Below are 16,538 nucleotides of genomic sequence, written 5' to 3' on the forward strand. Positions count from 1 at the left end.
TGGGGCGGGCGTCGGGTGGCGGCGGCCGAAATCCGGCAACCGTGCGAAGCATCGGCGGGGCCTCGCGGTCCGTTGAAGGGGTCTCTTCCGACTTGTCAGGAGAGACCCCTTACTGCATGTCCTTGAGTTCCAGCACGAATTCGGCGGCGCAGGCCGCCGTGCACGGCCATTGCTGGCCGCAGACCACGCAGCCGGCGTCCGTGCACTGGTGTGTGGTGAGCACCTCGGCCGCGTGGCGCCGGTAGCGCGCCAGCGAGTCGTTCCAGGCCTTCCCCGGCGTCGTCGGTGTTGGCTCCATTGCCATCACGACCTCCCACTCAGATGTACTGCAACCAGTGTGCTCCGGGTCACTCCAGGGTGAGTGGATGATCACTCCATAGGCGTGTCCCCGCCGCTTGACGACCTCAGTCGCGGTGGTGTCTACTTAGCCCATCGGTTCGAACGTGAGTTCGAACCGGGAGGTGGACCGGATCGGGGTCCGGCCAGCTCCGAAACCGCCGTCTTCCCCACGGCGGCCCGCAGGTGCAGGGGTGCGCACGCGGCCGTGAAGTGGGTGAGGAGGTGGCTGGTGTCCGGGTCGGCAACGGCGTCGTTGACCGCGCTCAACGGGGTGAGCGCAGCCAACGAGCTGACCCAAGCATCAGTAGGGAAGGCGCTGCCGGTCCTCGACGGACTGGCCGGCCTGTTGCCGTGGGGCGGCCTGCGGCGCGGAAAGCACCGTGGTGGTGCGCGGGTCCACCACGCTGTTGTTTCGCGCTGCTGGCCGCTGCCACGGCCGAAGGTTCCTGGGCGGTCCGTGGTGGGCATGTCCGATCTCGGCCTGGTTGGCCGCGGACGAGCTGGGCGTGGTGGTGCACCGCCTGGCCCTCGTGCCCGCGCCCGGCCCCGAACTCGTCGCCGTGACCGCGGCCCTGCTGGACGGCCTCGACCTGGTCGCCGTGGCCAGGCAGCCGGCGCCGGCCGAGGCGCGACGCCTGTCGGCCCGGGCCCGCAACCGTGGCTCGGTGCTCATCCCCCTCGGCAGCTGGCCCGGCGCAGACCTCGAACTCGACGGCAGTGGCCGTTGGCGGGGCCTCGGCGACGGCCACGGCCGGCTGCGCGGCCGGGAGCTGACCGTGCGATCCCGTGGCCGCGGCGCGGCCGCCCGCGGCAACCAGGTGCGGCTCACGCTGCCCGGCGGCTGGCCGGTCGACCTGCCCACGGACCGGCCGAACGTGGCCGCCGAGTCGTTGTCCCCGGTCGCCGAGCCGGCCCGGCTTCGGTCGGTGACCTCATGACGGCCGTGCGCACGCTCGTGGCCTGGTGCCCGGACTGGCCGGTGCTGGCCGCGACCAAGTCGGCCGGCCTGGCCCCGCACGTGCCGGCGGCGGTGCTGGCCAACAACCGGGTCGTCGCCTGCTCGGCGGTGGCCCGCACGGAGGGCATCCGGCGCGGCGACCGCAAGCGCAGCGCCCAGGGCCGCTGCCCCGAGCTGGTCGTGTTCGAGGAGGACCTCGACCGCGACGCCCGGGTGTTCGAGCCGGTCGCCGCTGCGGTGGAGAGGCTGGCCACCGGCATCGAGGTGGTGCGCCCCGGCATCGTGGCCCTGCCGGTGCGCGGCCCCGCCCGCTACTACGGCTCCGAGGCGGCCGTCGCCGAGCGTCTGATCGACCAGGTGGCGTCCGAATGCGACCTGGAGTGCCAGATCGGCGTGGCCGACGGTCTGTTCGCCGCCACCCTGGCCGCCCGGCGTGGGCTGGTCGTGCCGCCCGGCGGCAGCGCCGAGTTCCTGGCGCCGCTGAGCGCGATGGAGCTCAGCCCGCCCGGCGGACCCGACCGCACCGACTTCGTCGACCTGTTGCGCCGGCTGGGGTTGCGCACCCTCGGCGCGTACGCCGCGTTGAGCGAACGCGACGTTGCCTCCCGTTTCGGCGCCGACGCCGTGGCCACACACCGGCTTGCCCGTGGTCTAGAGGAACGGCCGCCGGCCAGGAGACGAACGCCACCGGAGCTTTCGGTAACGCATTCCCCCGATCCGCCGCTAGACCGCGTGGACGCCGCTGCGTTCGCCGGGCGCGCGCTCGCGGAGCAGCTGCACGAGAAACTCGCGGCTCGGGGGCTGGCCTGCACCCGTCTCGGCGTCCACGCGAGCACGGACAACGGTGAGGAGCTGGGGCGGGTGTGGCGTTGCGCCGAGCCGCTCACCCCCACCGGCATCGCCGACCGGGTGCGCTGGCAGCTCGACGGCTGGCTGCGGGCCGCGCCCGGCAGCAGGCCCAGCGCCGGCATCACCAGGTTGTGGCTCGACCCCGTCGAGGTGGTCGACGCCACCGCGCTGCAGCTCGGGCTGTGGCACGGGGGCAGTGAGGATCCGGGAACCGGGGCCGAGCGGGCCAGCCGGGCCTTGGTCAGGGTGCAGGGGCTGCTCGGTCCCGATGGCGTTGTCACCGGCGTGCTCGGTGGCGGACGCGGGCCATCGGACCGGGTCCGGTTCGTGCCGTGGGGCGAGGAACGCCTCCCCGGGGCCGATCCGGATGCACCGTGGCCGGGCCGGCTGCCGTCGCCGTCCCCGGCGACCGGCCGGCCGAACCGGTGGCTGCAGTGGTGCTCGACGCCGCGGCGGCCCCGGTCGGCGTCAGCGGGCGGCACCGCCTCACCGGCGTCCCCGCCGCCGTGTCCCTGGCCGGCGGGCCTTTCGCGGCCCGTGGTGGCCTGGGCCGGCCCGTGGGCGGCCGAGGAGGCCTGGTGGGAGCCGTCCGGCGGTCGTCGCCGGGCCCGGCTCCAGGTGCTGCTGGACGGAGTCGAACAGACCGCGCTGCTGTTGGTCCGGGAGGGCCGAACGTGGGCGGTGGAAGGGGTGTACGACTAGATGAGCGACGATCAGTGGGAGACCACCGCCTGGGAGTCCCAGGGCGACCCGTGGTTCACCGAGCCCTCATGGCCCACCCGGCAGCCCTCCCTGCCCGCGTGGTCCGCCCTCGAATTCACCCAGCTCATCCCCGCCCCACGCCGCTCGACAGAATACGACCGCCCCTAACCGCCCCCGCGAGTCCCGCTCTCCGGCACACCGAAATACGGTTTCGGGCAGAGCCGGATGTCAGACGGGACAGGAGGACTGGAAGGCCAGGCGGGCGTCGGCGGTGGCGGCGATGCGGGTGAGCTCGTCGTCCAGCGCCATGAACGCCTGCCAGGGCGCACCGGGCAGGCGGGCCACGACCAGCTGCTCCAGGTCCGGCACGCGCTTGGCCTTCCAGGCTTTGTCGGCCAGGCTGACGACCAGGTCCTCGGCGGTGATGTCCGGCGCCGTCCACGAGGCGTGGGTGGCGGCGAAGCGGGCCAGCTCGGCCGGAATTCCGTGGGACAGCAGGAGATCACGGCCGGCCGGCTCGTGGCGGTGGCCGGGGCCGGAGAGCTCGTCGATGTGGATGGCCTTGCCGATGTCGTGGGTGGCCGCTCCAAAGAGGACGGCGTCGGCGTCGAGCGGAAGCCGGCCGTCGAACCAGTCGACGAGCTGAGCCGCGACATCGTGCACGGCGCGAAGGTGGGCGGCCAGTCGGGGCGGGGCATCGAGTTGGAGCAGCAGATCCTCGACGGGGGACGGTAGCGGGCGGAGGTCCGATTCGGTCAGGGCGCGGCGCAGCACACCCTCGAAGATAACCATCCACCCGCCACAATCGGGCGATTGTTCGCGGCGGCGGCGAATGCCAGCCTGGACGCCATGTCGAGCGACTTCCAACGCCGGAAGATCGTCGCCGTCTTCAGCGCCATGGACGTCGACGGTGACGGGTTCCTGACCGAAGGGGACTTCCAGGCCCTGACCGACCGCTGGAACGGGATCCGAGGCTGGCTGCCGGGCACCGAGGGGCACGAGAAGCTGACCGGGATCATGATGGGCTGGTGGCAGACGCTGCTGGCGGCGTCCGACCGCGACCGGGACGGCAAGGTCTCGCTGGACGAGGTGCTGCTCGTGGTGGACGAGCTGCACGAGGAACCGTCGGCGGTCGGGGGCACCGCCAACGCGATGTTCGACGCCGTCGACGAGAACGGCGACGGCGAGATCTCGGCGGCCGAGTACCGGCAGGCCATCGAGGCCTGGACCGGCCGGACCACGGACACCGACGACATCTTCCCGATCCTGGACGGAAACGGCGACGGCCACATGTCCCGCGAGGAGTTCGTGCAGCTGTGGACGGAGTTCTGGGCCGGCAACGACCCGAGCGCCGCCGGCAGCCTGGTGTTCGGCTGGGTCGCCGCCCACTGATCCTTGGCGTGCCAAGGTTTCTACGGCGTGGCCTCTTCGGACAGCGAGGCCGACTGCCAGCCGTAGTCCTGTCGCCACGTCTCACGATGGGCCCAGCTCACGAACAGCGCCGCGACGTCGGCGGGCTCGTCCAGCTCGGTCCACACGTCCTCGCCGTCGCGCCGCTCGATCAGGAACGGGCTGTCCGCCTCGCGCCAGGTCTGGAGGTACACGCCGGGTTCCCGTTCCGCCACCGCGAACCGGTCGCCGACGCCGCCGATCCGCTCCAGCAGGGCGCGCAGCTCGGGCTCGGTGAGACCGGACAGCACGGCGCCGTCCTCGGTGGCCACGGTGATCGGCAGGGGGTCGTTCGCTCGTTCCACCGTCCCATTTTCCCAGCCCTGCGGCCAAAAATCGCCCCTTCCCGGCAAAAAGACCGCTGACCTGCGGTGATCATCCACCGCGCTGGCCCGTCTACTGCACCTGATCGGTCGGGCGCAGCAGGATCTCGTTCACGGAGACGTGGGCGGGCTGGTCTACGGCGTAGAGGACGGCGGCGGCCACGTCGGTGGCGTCGAGGGTGCGCAGGGAGCCGTAGAGGGAAGTGGCCATCGAGCGTATGGCGGGGTCGGAGATGTGGGAGGGGAGCTCGGTGTCGACCATGCCGGGCTCGATGGTGACGACGCGGACGCCGTGGGCGGTGACCTCCTGGCGGAGGGACTCGGTGAACGCGTTGAGGCCGAACTTGGTGGCGGCGTAGACGCCGCCCATGGCCGATGCCGTGCGGCCGGAGGTGGACGAGATCTGCACGAGGGTTCCCTTGCGCGCCAACAGGTGCGGCAGGGCGGCGTGGGTGACGTACAGGGCGCCGAGCAGATTGGTTCCCACCATGCGGTCCCACTCGGCGGTGTCGGCGTCGAGGATGGGGCCGCTGAGCATGATGCCGGCGCTGTTGACGACGAGATCCAGGCCGCCGAACTCGGCGACCGTGCGGGAGACGGCGTCCTGAACGGACTCCCGCGAGGTGACGTCGAGCTCCAGCGGGAAGAAGTCGCCGAGGCGGGAAACCCGGCGGGCGCCGGCGGCCACGTGCCAGCCGGCGGCGGAGAGCGCGGCGGCGGTGGCGGCGCCGATGCCCGATGAAGCCCCGGTGACCAGGGCGGCCTTGCTTGACATGAAGAGCCTCCGAGAGTTAAGCGGACCGAGCGGTCACCTTGCGAACCGTAGCAGCTAAGCGGACCGGGTGGTCAGGTTATGCTGGTCACATGAGAGCGGACGCGGTGCGCACCCGGAAGCAGCTGCTGGACGCGGCGGCGGAGCTGTTCGCCGAGGGCGGCGCGGAGGTCTCGGTGGCGGAGATCGCGGAGCGGGCCGGCATCGGCAAGGGCACGGTGTTCCGGCACTTCGCCACCAAGGAGGACCTGATCGCGGCGATCGTCGGTGACCTACTCGACGACCTGGTCGACGCGGCCGAAAAACGGGGCAGCCTCAGGGAGTTCATGGTCTACGGCGTCGGGCGGCTGGCCGACAACCGGGCGCTGTGCGACGTGGCGAGCGGTTCGGTGCGGCACCCGGACGTGCAGGCGGGTGTGGAAAGGCTCAACGAAGCGGCGCAGCGGCTCGTCGACCGGGCGGAAACCCGCGAGGGTGTCACGGGCCGGGATGTGGTCCTGCTGATGACCGGCGTGCACCAGGCGGCCGCCCCGCTGCGGGACGCCGAACCCGAGCTGTGGCGGCGCTACCTGGGCTTTCTCCTCGACGGCCTCCTTGACACAGGGAGCTCAGCACCGCATAGTCGAACGTAAGTTCTAAGGAGGTCGGCGCATGGGCTGGAACAATCCACCGATTCGCTGGCGCGACCTCGAACGCACGTTGTCCGGCCGCCCCGGCGTGATCCCGGACGGCGGCGACGCCCCCGGCTACAGCCGCAAGCGCGACGGCTACGAGAAGCCGACGGACATGCCGTCGCAGCTGTCGCCGGAAACCACGGTGTACGGCGAACGCAAGCGCGTGCCGTACGCGGAACTGCACTGCCACTCCAACTTCAGCTTCCTCGACGGCGCGAGCCACCCGGAGGAGCTGATCGAGGCGGCCGGCCGGATGCGGCTGGACGCCATCGCCATCACCGACCACGACGGCATGTACGGCGTGATCCGCTTTGCCGAGGCGGCCAAGGAAGTCGGCATCCGGACCATCTTCGGCTCGGAGCTCAGCCTCGGGCTTTCCATGCCGCAGAACGGGATCGCCGACCCGGAGGGCAACCATCTGCTGGTGCTGGCCCGCAATCCGGAGGGCTATGCGGCGCTGTGCCGGGCGATCACCAAGGCGCAGCTGGACGGCAAGGAGAAGGGCCGGCCGGTCTACGACCTCGACGAGGTGGCGGCCGAGGCCGACGGCAACTGGGCCGTGCTCACCGGCTGCCGCAAGGGAACCGTGCGCACGGCGCTGGCCGCCGAGGGTACCGAGGGCGCCGAACGGGAGATTCGAAGACTGATCTCCTTGTTCGGCAAGAGAAACGTGTTCGTGGAGCTGACCGATCACGGCCTGCCGGAGGACACCGACCGCAACGACGTGCTGGTGGAGCTGGCCCGCAAGTGCGACGTCCTTTACGTGGCCACGAACAACGCGCACTTCGCGACGCCGGCCCGCAGCCACCTGGCCGGCGCGCTGGCGGCGGTGCGGGCCCGGCGCAGCCTCGACGAGATGGCCGGCTGGCTGCCGGCGTCGAGCGCGGCGCATCTGCGCACCGGCGAGGAGATGATGCATCGCTTCCACCGCTACCCGGAAGCCGTGCACAACGCGGCCATCCTGGGTGTGCAGTGCGCCTTCGACCTCGACCTGCTGGCGCCGAAGCTGCCGCCGTTCCCGGTGCAGCCGGGGCACAGCGAGGACAGCTACCTGCGCCTGCTGACCATGCGCGGGGCCCGCAAGAAGTACGGGTCGCCCACCACGAACCCCAAGGCGTACAAGCAGATCGAGCACGAGCTCAAGGTGATCAGGGACCTGAAGTTCCCGGGCTACTTCCTGATCGTCTGGCAGATCGTGGAGTTCTGCCGGCAGGCCGACATCCTCTGTCAGGGCAGGGGATCGGCCGCCAACTCGGCGGTCTGCTACGCGCTGGGCATCACCAATGTCGATGCGGTCAAACACAATCTGCTGTTCGAGCGCTTCCTCGCGCCGGCACGGGACGGGCCGCCGGACATCGACCTGGACATCGAGTCCGACCGCCGCGAGGAGGCCATCCAGTTCGTCTACAAGACCTACGGCCGCACCTGCGCGGCGCAGGTGGCCAACGTGATCTCCTACCGGGCCAAGTTCGCCGTCCGCGACATGGCCCGCGCGCTGGGCTACTCCGCCGGACAGCAGGACGCGTGGACCAAGCAGATCGACCGCTGGGGTCCGTTGAAGACCACGGAGGAGGAGCGCGACCACGACATCCCGGACCTGGTGGTGAACCTGGCCAACCAGCTGGAGGGTTTCCCGCGGCACCTGGGCATCCACTCCGGCGGCATGGTCATCTGCGACCGGCCGGTGAGCGAGGTGTGCCCGGTGGAGTGGGCCCGCATGGAGAACCGGTCGGTGCTCCAGTGGGACAAGGACGACTGCGCGCTGGCCGGCCTGGTCAAGTTCGACCTGCTGGGCCTGGGCATGCTGTCGGCGCTGCACTACGCCGTGGATCTGGTGCAGGACTTCGAGGACGTCACGGTCGATCTGTCCACACTGGACCTGGATGACCAGAAGGTCTACGACATGCTGTGCAAGGCCGACACCGTGGGCGTGTTCCAGGTGGAGAGCCGGGCGCAGATGGCGACGCTGCCCCGGTTGAAGCCGCGCGAGTTCTACGACCTGGTGGTGGAGGTGGCGTTGATCCGCCCCGGCCCGATCCAGGGCGGCTCGGTGCACCCGTACATCCGGCGGCGCAACGGGTTGGAGCCGGTGAAGATCGACCACCCGCTGCTGGAGAAGTCGCTGCGCCGCACCCTCGGCGTGCCGCTGTTCCAGGAGCAGCTGATGCAGATGGCGGTGGACGTGGCCGACTTCAGCCCGGCCGAGGCCGACGAGCTCCGTCGGGCCATGGGGGCCAAGCGGTCCACGCACCGGATGGAGCGGCTGCGGGAGCGCTTCTACGCCGGCACGGCGGCCAACGGCATCACCGGCGAGCTGGCCGACGACATCTTCCGGAAGTTGTTGGCCTTCGCCAACTTCGGCTTTCCGGAGAGTCACGCGCTCAGCTTCGCGCACCTGGTCTTCGCCTCGGCCTACCTGAAACTGAACCACCCGGCGGCGTTCTGCGCTGCGCTGCTGCGGGCCCAGCCGATGGGCTTCTACTCGCCGCAGTCGCTGGTTGCCGACGCCCGTCGGCACGGCGTCACCGTGCACGGGCCGGACATCAACGTCAGCCTGCCGCACGCCACGCTGGAGCTGCCCGGCCCGGCGATCCGGCTCGGCATCGGCACGATCCGCACCATCGGCGACAAGCTGGCCGAGCGGATAGTGGACGAACGCGAGGAGAACGGGCCGTACCGCGGCATGGTCGACCTGGCCGGCCGGATCGGGCTGACCACGCCGCAGCTGGAGGCCTTCGCCACCGCCGGCGCGTTCAAGAGCCTTGGCCTGGAACGTCGCGAGGCGTTGTGGGCGGCCGGTGCGGCGGCTCGGGAACGCACAGGCCGGCTGCCTGGAACCGTGACCGGCACCGACGCGCCGATGCTGCCCGGCATGGACGAGGTGGAGGTCGCGGCCGCGGACGTGTGGGCGACGGGCATCTCGCCCGACAGCTACCCGATCCAATTCGTGCGCCGCAAACTCGACGGTATGGGCGCTATACGGGTGGCCGATCTGTCCACTGTGGAGGACAAGACCCGGGTGCTGGTCGGTGGCGCGATCACCCACCGGCAGCGGCCGGCCACCGCCGGCGGGGTCACGTTCCTCAACGTGGAGGACGAGACCGGCATGCTGAACGTGGTGTGCAGCGAGGGATTGTGGCGGCGCTACCGCCGGGTCGCCCGCACCAGCTCGGCGGTGCTGGTGCGGGGCGTCCTGGAGAAGGCCGAGGGAGTGATCAGCCTGCAGGCCGATCAGTTGCGGAACCTGGACATCAAGGTGCCCTCTACCTCACGGGATTTCCGTTGACCGCATTGAAGGTCTCGCTGCCCGTCCCCTCGACCACCACGGTGTCCCCGTTGTCCACCACCACGATGTCGTCGTAGTGCACCGGCTTGGCGGGCGTGCCGACCGGCAGTTGGAGCGCCGGCGTCGTCCAGCGGCGCCTGGCGTCCGAGCCGGTCGCGAAAACCTGGACTCGCCCCTGGCAATCTTCGACGACGTACAGCGTCCGCACGCCGCCGGCCGTGAGCACGCCGCAGTCGTTGTCCAGCCGGATGGTGCTTTCGTGGTCGTCCGCGTCGATGTACCGGGCCTCGTTCGAATACGCGGTCAGGATTCCCGGCATGCCCGACAGGTAGTCGTTGTGCAACTCCGCCACCGGTCCCGGCCAGTCTTCGGTCGCCAGCATTCGCTGCCAGCGCAACGTTCCGCTGACCGCGTCGAAGGCGAACGCGTCCTCCTCGCCCGCCCGCTGCGCGAGCGCGAAGACGGTGCGGCCGTCGCCGCTGAGCCCGACCGAGGGAAACTTCCAGCCGCGAGCCCAGTAGTGCCAGCGTTCCGCGCCGGTCACGCGGTCGCGGGCCGTGACACCGCTGAACGTCCCGTCGAGTGCCGTGACGGTCACCCCGCCGGACGCGTCGGAGGTGGTGGCGTCGAGGTCTCGGGCCGAGGCGTAGGCCGCGCCGCCGAAACCCGTTGCCACGGCCAGCAAAGCGGCGACCATGACACCGGCGATCGTGGACCACCAGCTGCGGCCGGCCTCGCTGCGAAAAGCCTGCGCGACGGCGAGCACGGCCAGCGCGACTGCGGCGACCAGCGGTCCGGGGCCGGAGTCCAGGCCAGGGTGATCCCGCACCATCACTTGCACCCCGACCGCCGCGCCCAACACTGCCGTCACGGCCGAAGTGCGGCGTGCGGAGAACCCCGCGCTGGCGATGGACACCAGGCCGAGGAGCCCGAAAAGCACGATCTCCAGCCCGGCGCCCGGGCCCGGGGCGCTGAAGCTGAACCAGTACCACATCTCGAAGGCGTGGCCGAGCAGCGGAAACGCTGCCGCGCCGCCCATCCACGGCAGGAACCATGCCACGACAAAGGCGACGGCCGCGCCGGCCGTCGCCCCAGGTCTGATTCCGCGCATGGTGGGATCACAGCACGGTGCGCGCCGGTCACGGGGCCGGTGATGCGCAACCGTGATTCGAGGCCGGCCCGCCGAAGCGGGCCGGCCTCCTGGCATTACGGGTAGCTCACCACGTTGCTGGGCGTGGTCCCGGTCGGCGTGACCGCACCGGTGTCGTTGATGACGTGCGTGATGGTGCCCTGGTAGTTCAGGGAAACGGTGAGCAGGCTGTGGAACCGCACGCCGGAGTTGTTGGGGACTTCGAAGGCGTGGTAGGCGTTCACGGCCGGGTTGACGTTGAAGTAGTTGTAGCTGCCGAGGCCCCAGGCCTCGTGCGAGGTGACGTTGGCGCCGACCTTGTAGGCGGCGTAGCCGTTGACGCCGCTTGGCGCCATCCACGAGGCCTGGTTCGGCACGTCATAGGGCATCTCGTTCTGGAAGAAGATGGTCCGGCCGCCCTGGCCGTTCCACGTCACCTCGTACTTCTGGTAGTGCTCGACGAAGAGCCCGGTGGCCAACACGTTGTTGCCGTTGACGATCACGCCGTTGTCGGCCGTGTTGGTGCCCCAGCCGACGGTGCCGGCGTTGCCGTGGTCGGCCCGCCAGGCCCAGATGTGGTCGATGATTGTGTTGGCGCTGTTGACGATCAGGGACGCGGTGGCCTTGCCGGCAAGCTCGCCGCCGATCCGGAAGAACACGTCCTGGATGGTGGTCGGGTTGCTGGCGTGGCTGGCCGAGGAACCGGACTGGCCGACGGTGAGCAGCGCGGCCGAGTTCGCCGTGCCGGCGTCGAACAGCAGGCCCTTGAGCCGCACACCGTCCACATCAGACACCTGCATGGCGTTGACCCCGTTGTCCGGCACCAGGGTCGGGTAGCCGATGCCCAACACCACAGTGTTGGCCTTGGTGACGTTCAGCGTCTGGTTGAGGTGGTAGACGCCGGGTGTGAAGAACAGGTTGCAGCCGGAGCTCAGCGCCGCGTTGATGGTCGAGGCGGTGTCGCCGGCCTTGACCACATAGAACTGGCTCATCGGAGCGGAGGTGCCGGGGGTGCTGCCGCTGGCCCAGCTCGGGCCGGAGGCGTTGGTGCGCAAGGAAGGCAGGAACACCCGGTACTTGCCGCTGCCGTCGACGTACAGGTACGGCACGTCCCGCGACACCGGCGTAGTGCCCAGGGTCGTCTCCGGCGGGGTGGGGAAGGTGGTGGCCGGCGCGCCGTTCACGCCGGAGAACACCATGTTCCACACGCCGCCGGACCAGCTGCCGAAGGCCGAGTCCCGGGTGTACCACTGCTGCTGGGAGATCGACGCGGTCTGGCCGGAGACCTTGGTGTCGGCGACGTAGCCGCCGCTGGCCCAGCCGTAGCTGGCCGGGTAGAGCTGGAGGTCGCCGCGGATGTCCATGCGACGGAACGGCGCCGCCTGCGCGACGGCCCAGCGGTCGCCGCCGGTGGCGTTGACGGCCATGTTCTCGGCCGAGCGCCAGAAGTTCTGGGTGGCGTTGCCGGCGTCGGAGGCGTTGAAGGCGTCCACGGTGACGTGTCCGTTGATGGTGACGTCGTCGGGGTTCTGGCCGAGGCCGGCGACCGAGGTGTAGAAGCCGACGTTGTCGTTCACGCCGTAGGTGCCGGGCTTGAACAGCTCGGCCACCCGCCGCTCGGCGAACTGCGCGGACTGGGTGTCCTTCTGCGCGTTGAAGTCGGCGTCGAGCTGGGCCTGGATCGTGCCCGCGGACATGCTCGGGTCGAAGACGTGCACGTTGGGCCCGAAGTTGGGCGTGTCCGACTGGGTCGGGCAGGACGTGGGCGTGGTGGTGCCGATGCTGTACACCGCGCTGGCCACCGGCGAGTTGGCCATGCCGGAAGCGACGGCGATGGCGTTCACGGTTCGGCTGGCCGACACCGAGATCGGGCCGGTGTACTGCGGCGAGCTGGTGGTCGGCGTCGAACCGTCCACTGTGTACCGAATGGTCGCGCCCGCGGTGGTGGTGGAGATCGTCACCGTCTGGGCCGAGGTGTAGCTGCCGCCGGGCGGGGTGAACGTCGGCGCGGCGGCGGTGGGCGTGGTGGTGCCGCCCTGGGTGTAGCTGAAGTGCGGGGTGTCGTACTGCGGCCCGCTCTTCTCGTACGTGAACCAGTAGTCGAGCACGTTGCCGCTGGACAGACCGTTGACGGTCCACTGCCAGGTGCCGGCGTTGTTGGTCATGCGGACGTTCTGCTGTCCGACGCCAGGCACGCCGGTGTAGTGCACGTCCACATACATCGAGGGCGTGGTGGGGGTGAAGTCGATGCGGGCCTGACTGGCGCTGGTCGCGGTGACGGCCTGCGTGTAGTCGTCGGCCGCGGCGGCAGGTAGGGCAGACGCCGTGGTCAGGGCTACTGCACCGATTAAGGCTACTAGCAGTCTCTTCATGGGGTTGAGCACCTCCGAGCAGGGGCAGGGCCTACCGGACACGACACTGTGAGAGCGCTCTCAAGCGTGGTGACGATAAACCGCCCCGCCCGGGGTGCGGAAGAGTCAAGCCGGAAATTCAGGCCCCTGGGTCAAAAAACGGCTGGCACCGCACGGGGCTGGACGGGTCAAGGGCGTTGAGCACGAATGACGCCACGTTGGGGTCGACGGCCTGGCCGAGGTGGCCGGTGAAGTCCAGCGAGCAGTGGTCCTGGAGCACGATGTTGGTGGCGTTGGGCGCGGTGAACACGCCGCTGGTGTACGGGGTGACCACGGTGTCGTACTTGGAGACGATGTTGGTGTATGTCGGCCCGGGGACCGCGACGCCGCCGGCGTCGAGCCTGGTCAGGAATTCCGAGCCGGGCAGGTACTCGGCGCAGGAGGCGCAGCCGACGCCGGCCAGGGCCGGGCCGAGGTGCAGCAGGGTGGCCAGTGTGGCCAGGCCGTCCAGGGACGTGCCGGCGTAGTTGGCGCCGAAGCCGACGAAGTGGGTGACCTTGGCCGCACCGCCCAGGAACTTCAGGTAGTAGGCCGGAACCGTGCTGCCTTCGGAGTGGCCCACGATGTCGACCTTGGCCGCGCCGGTGGCCGCCCGCACCCTGTCGACGAAGGCGCCGAGCTCGGCCGCGCTGTCCTCCATCGGCTTGAGGCCGCCGACCGTCGGGCCGAGGATCCCGGTGCCGTAGGTCAGATAGAAGACGCAGTAGCCGTGGCCGGCCAGCGTGGGCGCGAGCGTGGCGAAGTTGAGCGGCCCGTTCGCGCCGAGGCCGTGGACCAGCACGACCGGCTCCGGGTGCTGCGCGCTGGGCGTGCACGAGTAGTCGTTCACGCCGGATGTCGGTGCGGCGCCGGCGGTCGCGGCGCCGGCCAGCAGGCCGACCGCGGCGAGCAGAGGGATCAGGAGCTTGCGCATGGAACCTCCGTGGCAGGGCATCGGTGACCTGGCTCATGTCGAGTACAACACGTCATCTTGTTTCGAACAAGACAGATTTTCCGCAATCGGTTCCGTAGCATCGGCCCATGACGCGCAGCGGCCGCACCGTGCGGGGACTCGATGCCGAGCAGCGCCGGGCCCAGCGGCGGGCCGACCTGCTGGCGGCGGCGCTGACCCTGTTCGGGCGCAAGGGGTTCGCCGCCGTGCCGATCGAGGAGATCTGCCAGACGGCCTACGTCGGCACCAAGAGCTTCTACGAGCTGTTCGACAGCAAGGAGGCCTGCTACCTCGCGCTGTTCGAGCAGCTGGCCGATGACCTGCTGGTTCGGATGCGCACGGCGCTGGCCGAGGCCGGCGGCGGCATCGAGGACCTGATCGAGACCTTCGCGCGGACCCTGGTCGCCGACCCGATGGTGCCGCGCGTGGTGTTCGGGCAGTCGGCCGGCGTCTCGCCCACGGTCGAGCGCCGGCGGCGGGAGAACCGGCGCTGGGCCGCCGGTTTTGTCGAGGCGGTGTGGCGGCAGCACGGCGTGATCGAGCCGGACCGGGAGATCCGGACCATCGCGATCGCCACCGTCGGCGCGCTGTTCGAGCTGATCACCGACTGGCTGTTCGACGGCGGCGAGGACGTGGACGAGCTGATCGGGCAGATGGTGGCCTACCACCGGATCGTGCGAGCCGGCCTTGAGTCCACTGTGGACGGTGTAATCTCGCAGCGGTGACCACCGTTTCGCTGCTGCTGCACGGGGATCCCGACGAGGTCGACGACCAGGCCCGCCTGCTGCGGACCGAGCTGCTCGACCTGGACGTGGACAGCGCCGAGTTCGCCCCCGGAGGGCCGGCGCCGGAGCTGTCCAAGGGCGCCGACGCGGACACCGTCAGCACGATCATTGTGGCGCTGAGCACCTCGCCCGTGCTGCTGCAGCTGGTCCGGGTGCTGCGGGACTGGGTGCGCCGGGACGAGCGCCGCAAGATCGAGCTGCGCGACGGCGAGCGCTCCATGCTGCTCACCAACACCAGCGCCGACGACAACCAGGCGGCCATCGAGGCGTTCTTCCGGCACGAGTCCCAGGACTGACTACGATCCTGGACGTGCCAGAAGACGCTGCCCTACCGGGGTTCGAGATCGGCAAGGACGGGGTCGGCAGCATCGTCGTCGGCGTCGACGGCTCGCCGCCGGCCGTGCACGCGGCCGCCTGGGCGGCCGGACTGGCCCGCCGAGAACGGGCCCGGCTCGTGCTGGTCTACGTGGAACCGCTGGCCAGCGCCGCCTACTGGACGTCCATCGGCATGATCAACGCGGCCGAGGCGGCCAACGACTTCGTGGCCGAGGTGCGGCAGGAGGCGGCCAAGTTCCTCGACCAGTTCGGCATCGAGTGGGACCTGCTGCACCACCGCGGCGACCCGGCCACCGCCCTGGAGCAGATCGCCGAGGAGCTGCGGGCCGACTGCATCGTCGTCGGCCGCTCCCGGCACGGCGGCCACCTGCTCGGCTCCGTGCCGAAGACCCTGGTCACCCGGGCCCAGCGGCCGGTGGTCGTCGTCCCGTGAGCACCGAGACCAACGAGGACTACGCCGACGCCGTGCTCACCGGGCAGACCTGGGAGCGCCGCTCGTTCGAACGCTGCGACTTCACCGACGCCGACCTGCGCGACCTGGTCACCAAGGCCTGCACGTTCACCAACTGCGACTTCACCCGAGCCGACCTGGGTGACAGCAAACACACCGGCACCGCCTTCCGCGGCTGCACCTTCAACCGCACGGTGTTCGCCTCGTCCCGGTTCGAGGGCTGCACCCTGCTCGGCTCCACCTTCACCGACTGCCGGCTGCGGGGCTGCACGATCCGGGACACCGACCTGTCGCTGGCCGGCCTCGGCCGGGTCGACCTGCGCAAGATGGACCTGTCCGGGCTACGGCTGCGTGAGGCCAACCTCGTCGAGGCCGACCTGCGGGAAGCCGACCTGCGTGGCGTGGACCTGTCCGGTGCCCGGCTGCTGCGGACCCGGCTGGAGGACACCGACCTGCGCGGGGCGCGGCTGGACCCGGACGGCCTGCGCCAGGCCCAGCTGACCGGTGCGAAGATCGACCTGGACCAGGCGGTGCGCTTCGCCGCCGCCCACGGCTTGATCGTCGAGAACTGAAAACGGGCCGCGCGGTCGCGCGGCCCGTCTCCCACATCACTGTCCGGTCGGTGGCGGTGTGCCCTGTCGGACCTCGACCAGGGTGCCGTCGGCCAGCAGCTCGTCGATGGACTTCGGCAGCAGGTACGCGGTGCCGCCGCCGGGCTGCCCGAACCACGGCACGGCCACGCCGGCCAGGGCCTGCACGGGCTGCTGCAGCCGGTACACGTGATACGGCCGGCCGATCCACTCCGGCACCAGCGAGCGCAGCGGGAACGGCGTGCCACCGGCGTAGGTGAGGTTGCCGTCCGGCTGCCCGAAGCGGTCCACCTCGACGCCCTGCGGCAGCTCGATGACCCGCTTGCCCCGGAACAGGGTCAGCGGCGGCTCACCCCGCAGCGGCTGGATCGGCCAGTCGTCGCCCCGCTGGGCCTGGCCGTTCTGCGGCGCCTGACCATTCTGCTGGGGCAGCCCGTTCTGGGGCTGGCCGTTCTGCGGCTGACCCATCGGCGGCTGGTTCTGCCCGGGCATCGGCGGTCGGTCGCCGCCCATCGGCGGCTGGCCCAGGGGCGGCGGCATCGGCGACGGCGGC

At 70.6% G+C, this 16,538-nt stretch carries 17 protein-coding genes and 1 pseudogene; 10 read left to right on the forward strand and 8 right to left on the reverse strand.

From position 1 onward, the window contains the following. Positions 1 to 109: 109 nt before the first annotated feature. Complete coding sequence (locus KUTG_RS61835) at positions 110 to 304, reverse strand: hypothetical protein (RefSeq protein ID WP_198047364.1); 195 nt, start codon at positions 302 to 304, stop codon at positions 110 to 112. 520 nt (positions 305 to 824) lie between these two features. Between KUTG_RS61835 and KUTG_RS59190 the strand changes: the two genes are divergently transcribed. From KUTG_RS59190 to KUTG_RS59195, 3 genes and pseudogenes are all read left to right on the forward strand, one after another. Beyond that, positions 825 to 1,277 (forward strand): hypothetical protein, encoded by a 453-nt coding sequence (locus tag KUTG_RS59190; protein WP_052395596.1) that lies wholly within the window; start codon positions 825 to 827, stop codon positions 1,275 to 1,277. Then, a pseudogene (locus KUTG_RS30735) lies at positions 1,274 to 2,848 on the forward strand (DNA polymerase Y family protein). Before KUTG_RS59190 ends, KUTG_RS30735 begins: the two are co-directional and overlap by 4 nt. Then, positions 2,849 to 3,016, forward strand: a complete 168-nt coding sequence (locus KUTG_RS59195; protein WP_157494879.1) for a hypothetical protein — start codon at positions 2,849 to 2,851, stop codon at positions 3,014 to 3,016. Between the two features lie 60 nt (positions 3,017 to 3,076). Here the strand turns inward: KUTG_RS59195 and KUTG_RS30740 are convergent, their stop codons facing one another. After that, a complete protein-coding gene (locus tag KUTG_RS30740) occupies positions 3,077 to 3,640 on the reverse strand; it encodes an HD domain-containing protein (RefSeq protein ID WP_043721704.1) in 564 nt (187 codons plus the stop codon). 57 nt (positions 3,641 to 3,697) lie between these two features. Between KUTG_RS30740 and KUTG_RS30745 the strand changes: the two genes are divergently transcribed. Next, positions 3,698 to 4,240 (forward strand): EF-hand domain-containing protein, encoded by a 543-nt coding sequence (locus KUTG_RS30745; RefSeq protein ID WP_043721705.1) that lies wholly within the window; start codon positions 3,698 to 3,700, stop codon positions 4,238 to 4,240. 20 nt (positions 4,241 to 4,260) lie between these two features. Here KUTG_RS30745 and KUTG_RS30750 read toward each other — a convergent pair whose 3' ends face one another. After that, positions 4,261 to 4,602: a hypothetical protein gene (locus KUTG_RS30750; RefSeq protein ID WP_052395597.1), complete on the reverse strand. Its 342-nt coding sequence runs from the start codon at positions 4,600 to 4,602 to the stop codon at positions 4,261 to 4,263. 91 nt (positions 4,603 to 4,693) lie between these two features. Next, a complete protein-coding gene (locus KUTG_RS30755) occupies positions 4,694 to 5,395 on the reverse strand; it encodes an SDR family NAD(P)-dependent oxidoreductase (RefSeq protein ID WP_043721706.1) in 702 nt (233 codons plus the stop codon). Between the two features lie 89 nt (positions 5,396 to 5,484). Here KUTG_RS30755 and KUTG_RS30760 point away from each other — a divergent pair, with 89 nt between their 5' ends. Both KUTG_RS30760 and KUTG_RS30765 read left to right on the forward strand, forming a co-directional pair. After that, on the forward strand, positions 5,485 to 6,024 hold the full coding sequence (locus KUTG_RS30760; protein ID WP_043721708.1) for a TetR/AcrR family transcriptional regulator: 540 nt from the start codon (positions 5,485 to 5,487) through the stop codon (positions 6,022 to 6,024). 19 nt (positions 6,025 to 6,043) lie between these two features. Continuing rightward, positions 6,044 to 9,352, forward strand: coding sequence for an error-prone DNA polymerase (locus tag KUTG_RS30765; RefSeq protein ID WP_043721709.1), 3,309 nt, complete (start codon positions 6,044 to 6,046; stop codon positions 9,350 to 9,352). On the opposite strand, the gene KUTG_RS30770 is transcribed toward KUTG_RS30765, so the two are convergent. The 3 genes from KUTG_RS30770 to KUTG_RS30780 form a co-directional block, all read right to left on the reverse strand. Further along, positions 9,330 to 10,463: a hypothetical protein gene (locus KUTG_RS30770; protein ID WP_157494880.1), complete on the reverse strand. Its 1,134-nt coding sequence runs from the start codon at positions 10,461 to 10,463 to the stop codon at positions 9,330 to 9,332. The genes KUTG_RS30765 and KUTG_RS30770 overlap by 23 nt on opposite strands. Before the next feature lie 95 nt (positions 10,464 to 10,558). Beyond that, entirely contained in the window at positions 10,559 to 12,853 is a 2,295-nt protein-coding gene (locus tag KUTG_RS30775; RefSeq protein ID WP_043731189.1) for a chitobiase/beta-hexosaminidase C-terminal domain-containing protein, read from the reverse strand. A 118-nt stretch (positions 12,854 to 12,971) separates the two neighbouring features. Further along, the gene (locus tag KUTG_RS30780; protein ID WP_157494881.1) at positions 12,972 to 13,805 is read right to left on the reverse strand and encodes an esterase/lipase family protein; all 834 of its coding nucleotides are present in this window, start codon (positions 13,803 to 13,805) and stop codon (positions 12,972 to 12,974) included. A gap of 107 nt (positions 13,806 to 13,912) precedes the next feature. Between KUTG_RS30780 and KUTG_RS30785 the strand changes: the two genes are divergently transcribed. The 4 genes from KUTG_RS30785 to KUTG_RS30800 are packed head-to-tail and all read left to right on the forward strand — an operon-like array spanning position 13,913 to position 15,967. After that, positions 13,913 to 14,548, forward strand: coding sequence for a TetR/AcrR family transcriptional regulator (locus KUTG_RS30785; RefSeq protein WP_043721715.1), 636 nt, complete (start codon positions 13,913 to 13,915; stop codon positions 14,546 to 14,548). Continuing rightward, on the forward strand, positions 14,545 to 14,904 hold the full coding sequence (locus KUTG_RS30790) for an effector-associated constant component EACC1 (RefSeq protein WP_043721718.1): 360 nt from the start codon (positions 14,545 to 14,547) through the stop codon (positions 14,902 to 14,904). The genes KUTG_RS30785 and KUTG_RS30790 overlap by 4 nt, the downstream gene beginning before the upstream one ends. A gap of 14 nt (positions 14,905 to 14,918) precedes the next feature. Beyond that, positions 14,919 to 15,377 carry a universal stress protein gene (locus tag KUTG_RS30795; RefSeq protein WP_043721720.1) on the forward strand — a complete coding sequence of 153 codons (459 nt, stop codon included), beginning with the start codon at positions 14,919 to 14,921 and terminating at the stop codon, positions 15,375 to 15,377. Next, positions 15,374 to 15,967, forward strand: a complete 594-nt coding sequence (locus KUTG_RS30800) for a pentapeptide repeat-containing protein (protein WP_043721722.1) — start codon at positions 15,374 to 15,376, stop codon at positions 15,965 to 15,967. The genes KUTG_RS30795 and KUTG_RS30800 overlap by 4 nt, the downstream gene beginning before the upstream one ends. A gap of 36 nt (positions 15,968 to 16,003) precedes the next feature. Here KUTG_RS30800 and KUTG_RS30805 read toward each other — a convergent pair. Continuing rightward, positions 16,004 to 16,538: TNT domain-containing protein (locus KUTG_RS30805; protein WP_157495647.1), on the reverse strand; the 535-nt coding region annotated here is incomplete at its 5' end.

Origin of the sequence: Kutzneria sp. 744, from assembly GCF_000568255.1 — a bacterium.
Classification (GTDB): domain Bacteria; phylum Actinomycetota; class Actinomycetes; order Mycobacteriales; family Pseudonocardiaceae; genus Kutzneria.

Bases quoted from the DNA above. Each gene is read 5' to 3' on its own strand.
- KUTG_RS30775 (WP_043731189.1), bottom strand. From the start codon at position 12,853: ATGAAGAGACTGCTAGTAGCCTTAATCGGTGCAGTAGCCCTGACCACG.
- KUTG_RS30785 (WP_043721715.1), top strand. From the start codon at position 13,913: ATGACGCGCAGCGGCCGCACCGTGCGGGGACTCGATGCCGAGCAGCGC.
- KUTG_RS30780 (WP_157494881.1), bottom strand. From the start codon at position 13,805: ATGCGCAAGCTCCTGATCCCTCTGCTCGCCGCGGTCGGCCTGCTGGCC.
- KUTG_RS30740 (WP_043721704.1), bottom strand. From the start codon at position 3,640: ATGGTTATCTTCGAGGGTGTGCTGCGCCGCGCCCTGACCGAATCGGAC.
- KUTG_RS30745 (WP_043721705.1), top strand. From the start codon at position 3,698: ATGTCGAGCGACTTCCAACGCCGGAAGATCGTCGCCGTCTTCAGCGCC.
- KUTG_RS61835 (WP_198047364.1), bottom strand. From the start codon at position 304: ATGGCAATGGAGCCAACACCGACGACGCCGGGGAAGGCCTGGAACGAC.
- KUTG_RS30755 (WP_043721706.1), bottom strand. From the start codon at position 5,395: ATGTCAAGCAAGGCCGCCCTGGTCACCGGGGCTTCATCGGGCATCGGC.
- KUTG_RS30770 (WP_157494880.1), bottom strand. From the start codon at position 10,463: ATGCGCGGAATCAGACCTGGGGCGACGGCCGGCGCGGCCGTCGCCTTT.
- KUTG_RS30760 (WP_043721708.1), top strand. From the start codon at position 5,485: ATGAGAGCGGACGCGGTGCGCACCCGGAAGCAGCTGCTGGACGCGGCG.
- KUTG_RS30765 (WP_043721709.1), top strand. From the start codon at position 6,044: ATGGGCTGGAACAATCCACCGATTCGCTGGCGCGACCTCGAACGCACG.
- KUTG_RS59195 (WP_157494879.1), top strand. From the start codon at position 2,849: ATGAGCGACGATCAGTGGGAGACCACCGCCTGGGAGTCCCAGGGCGAC.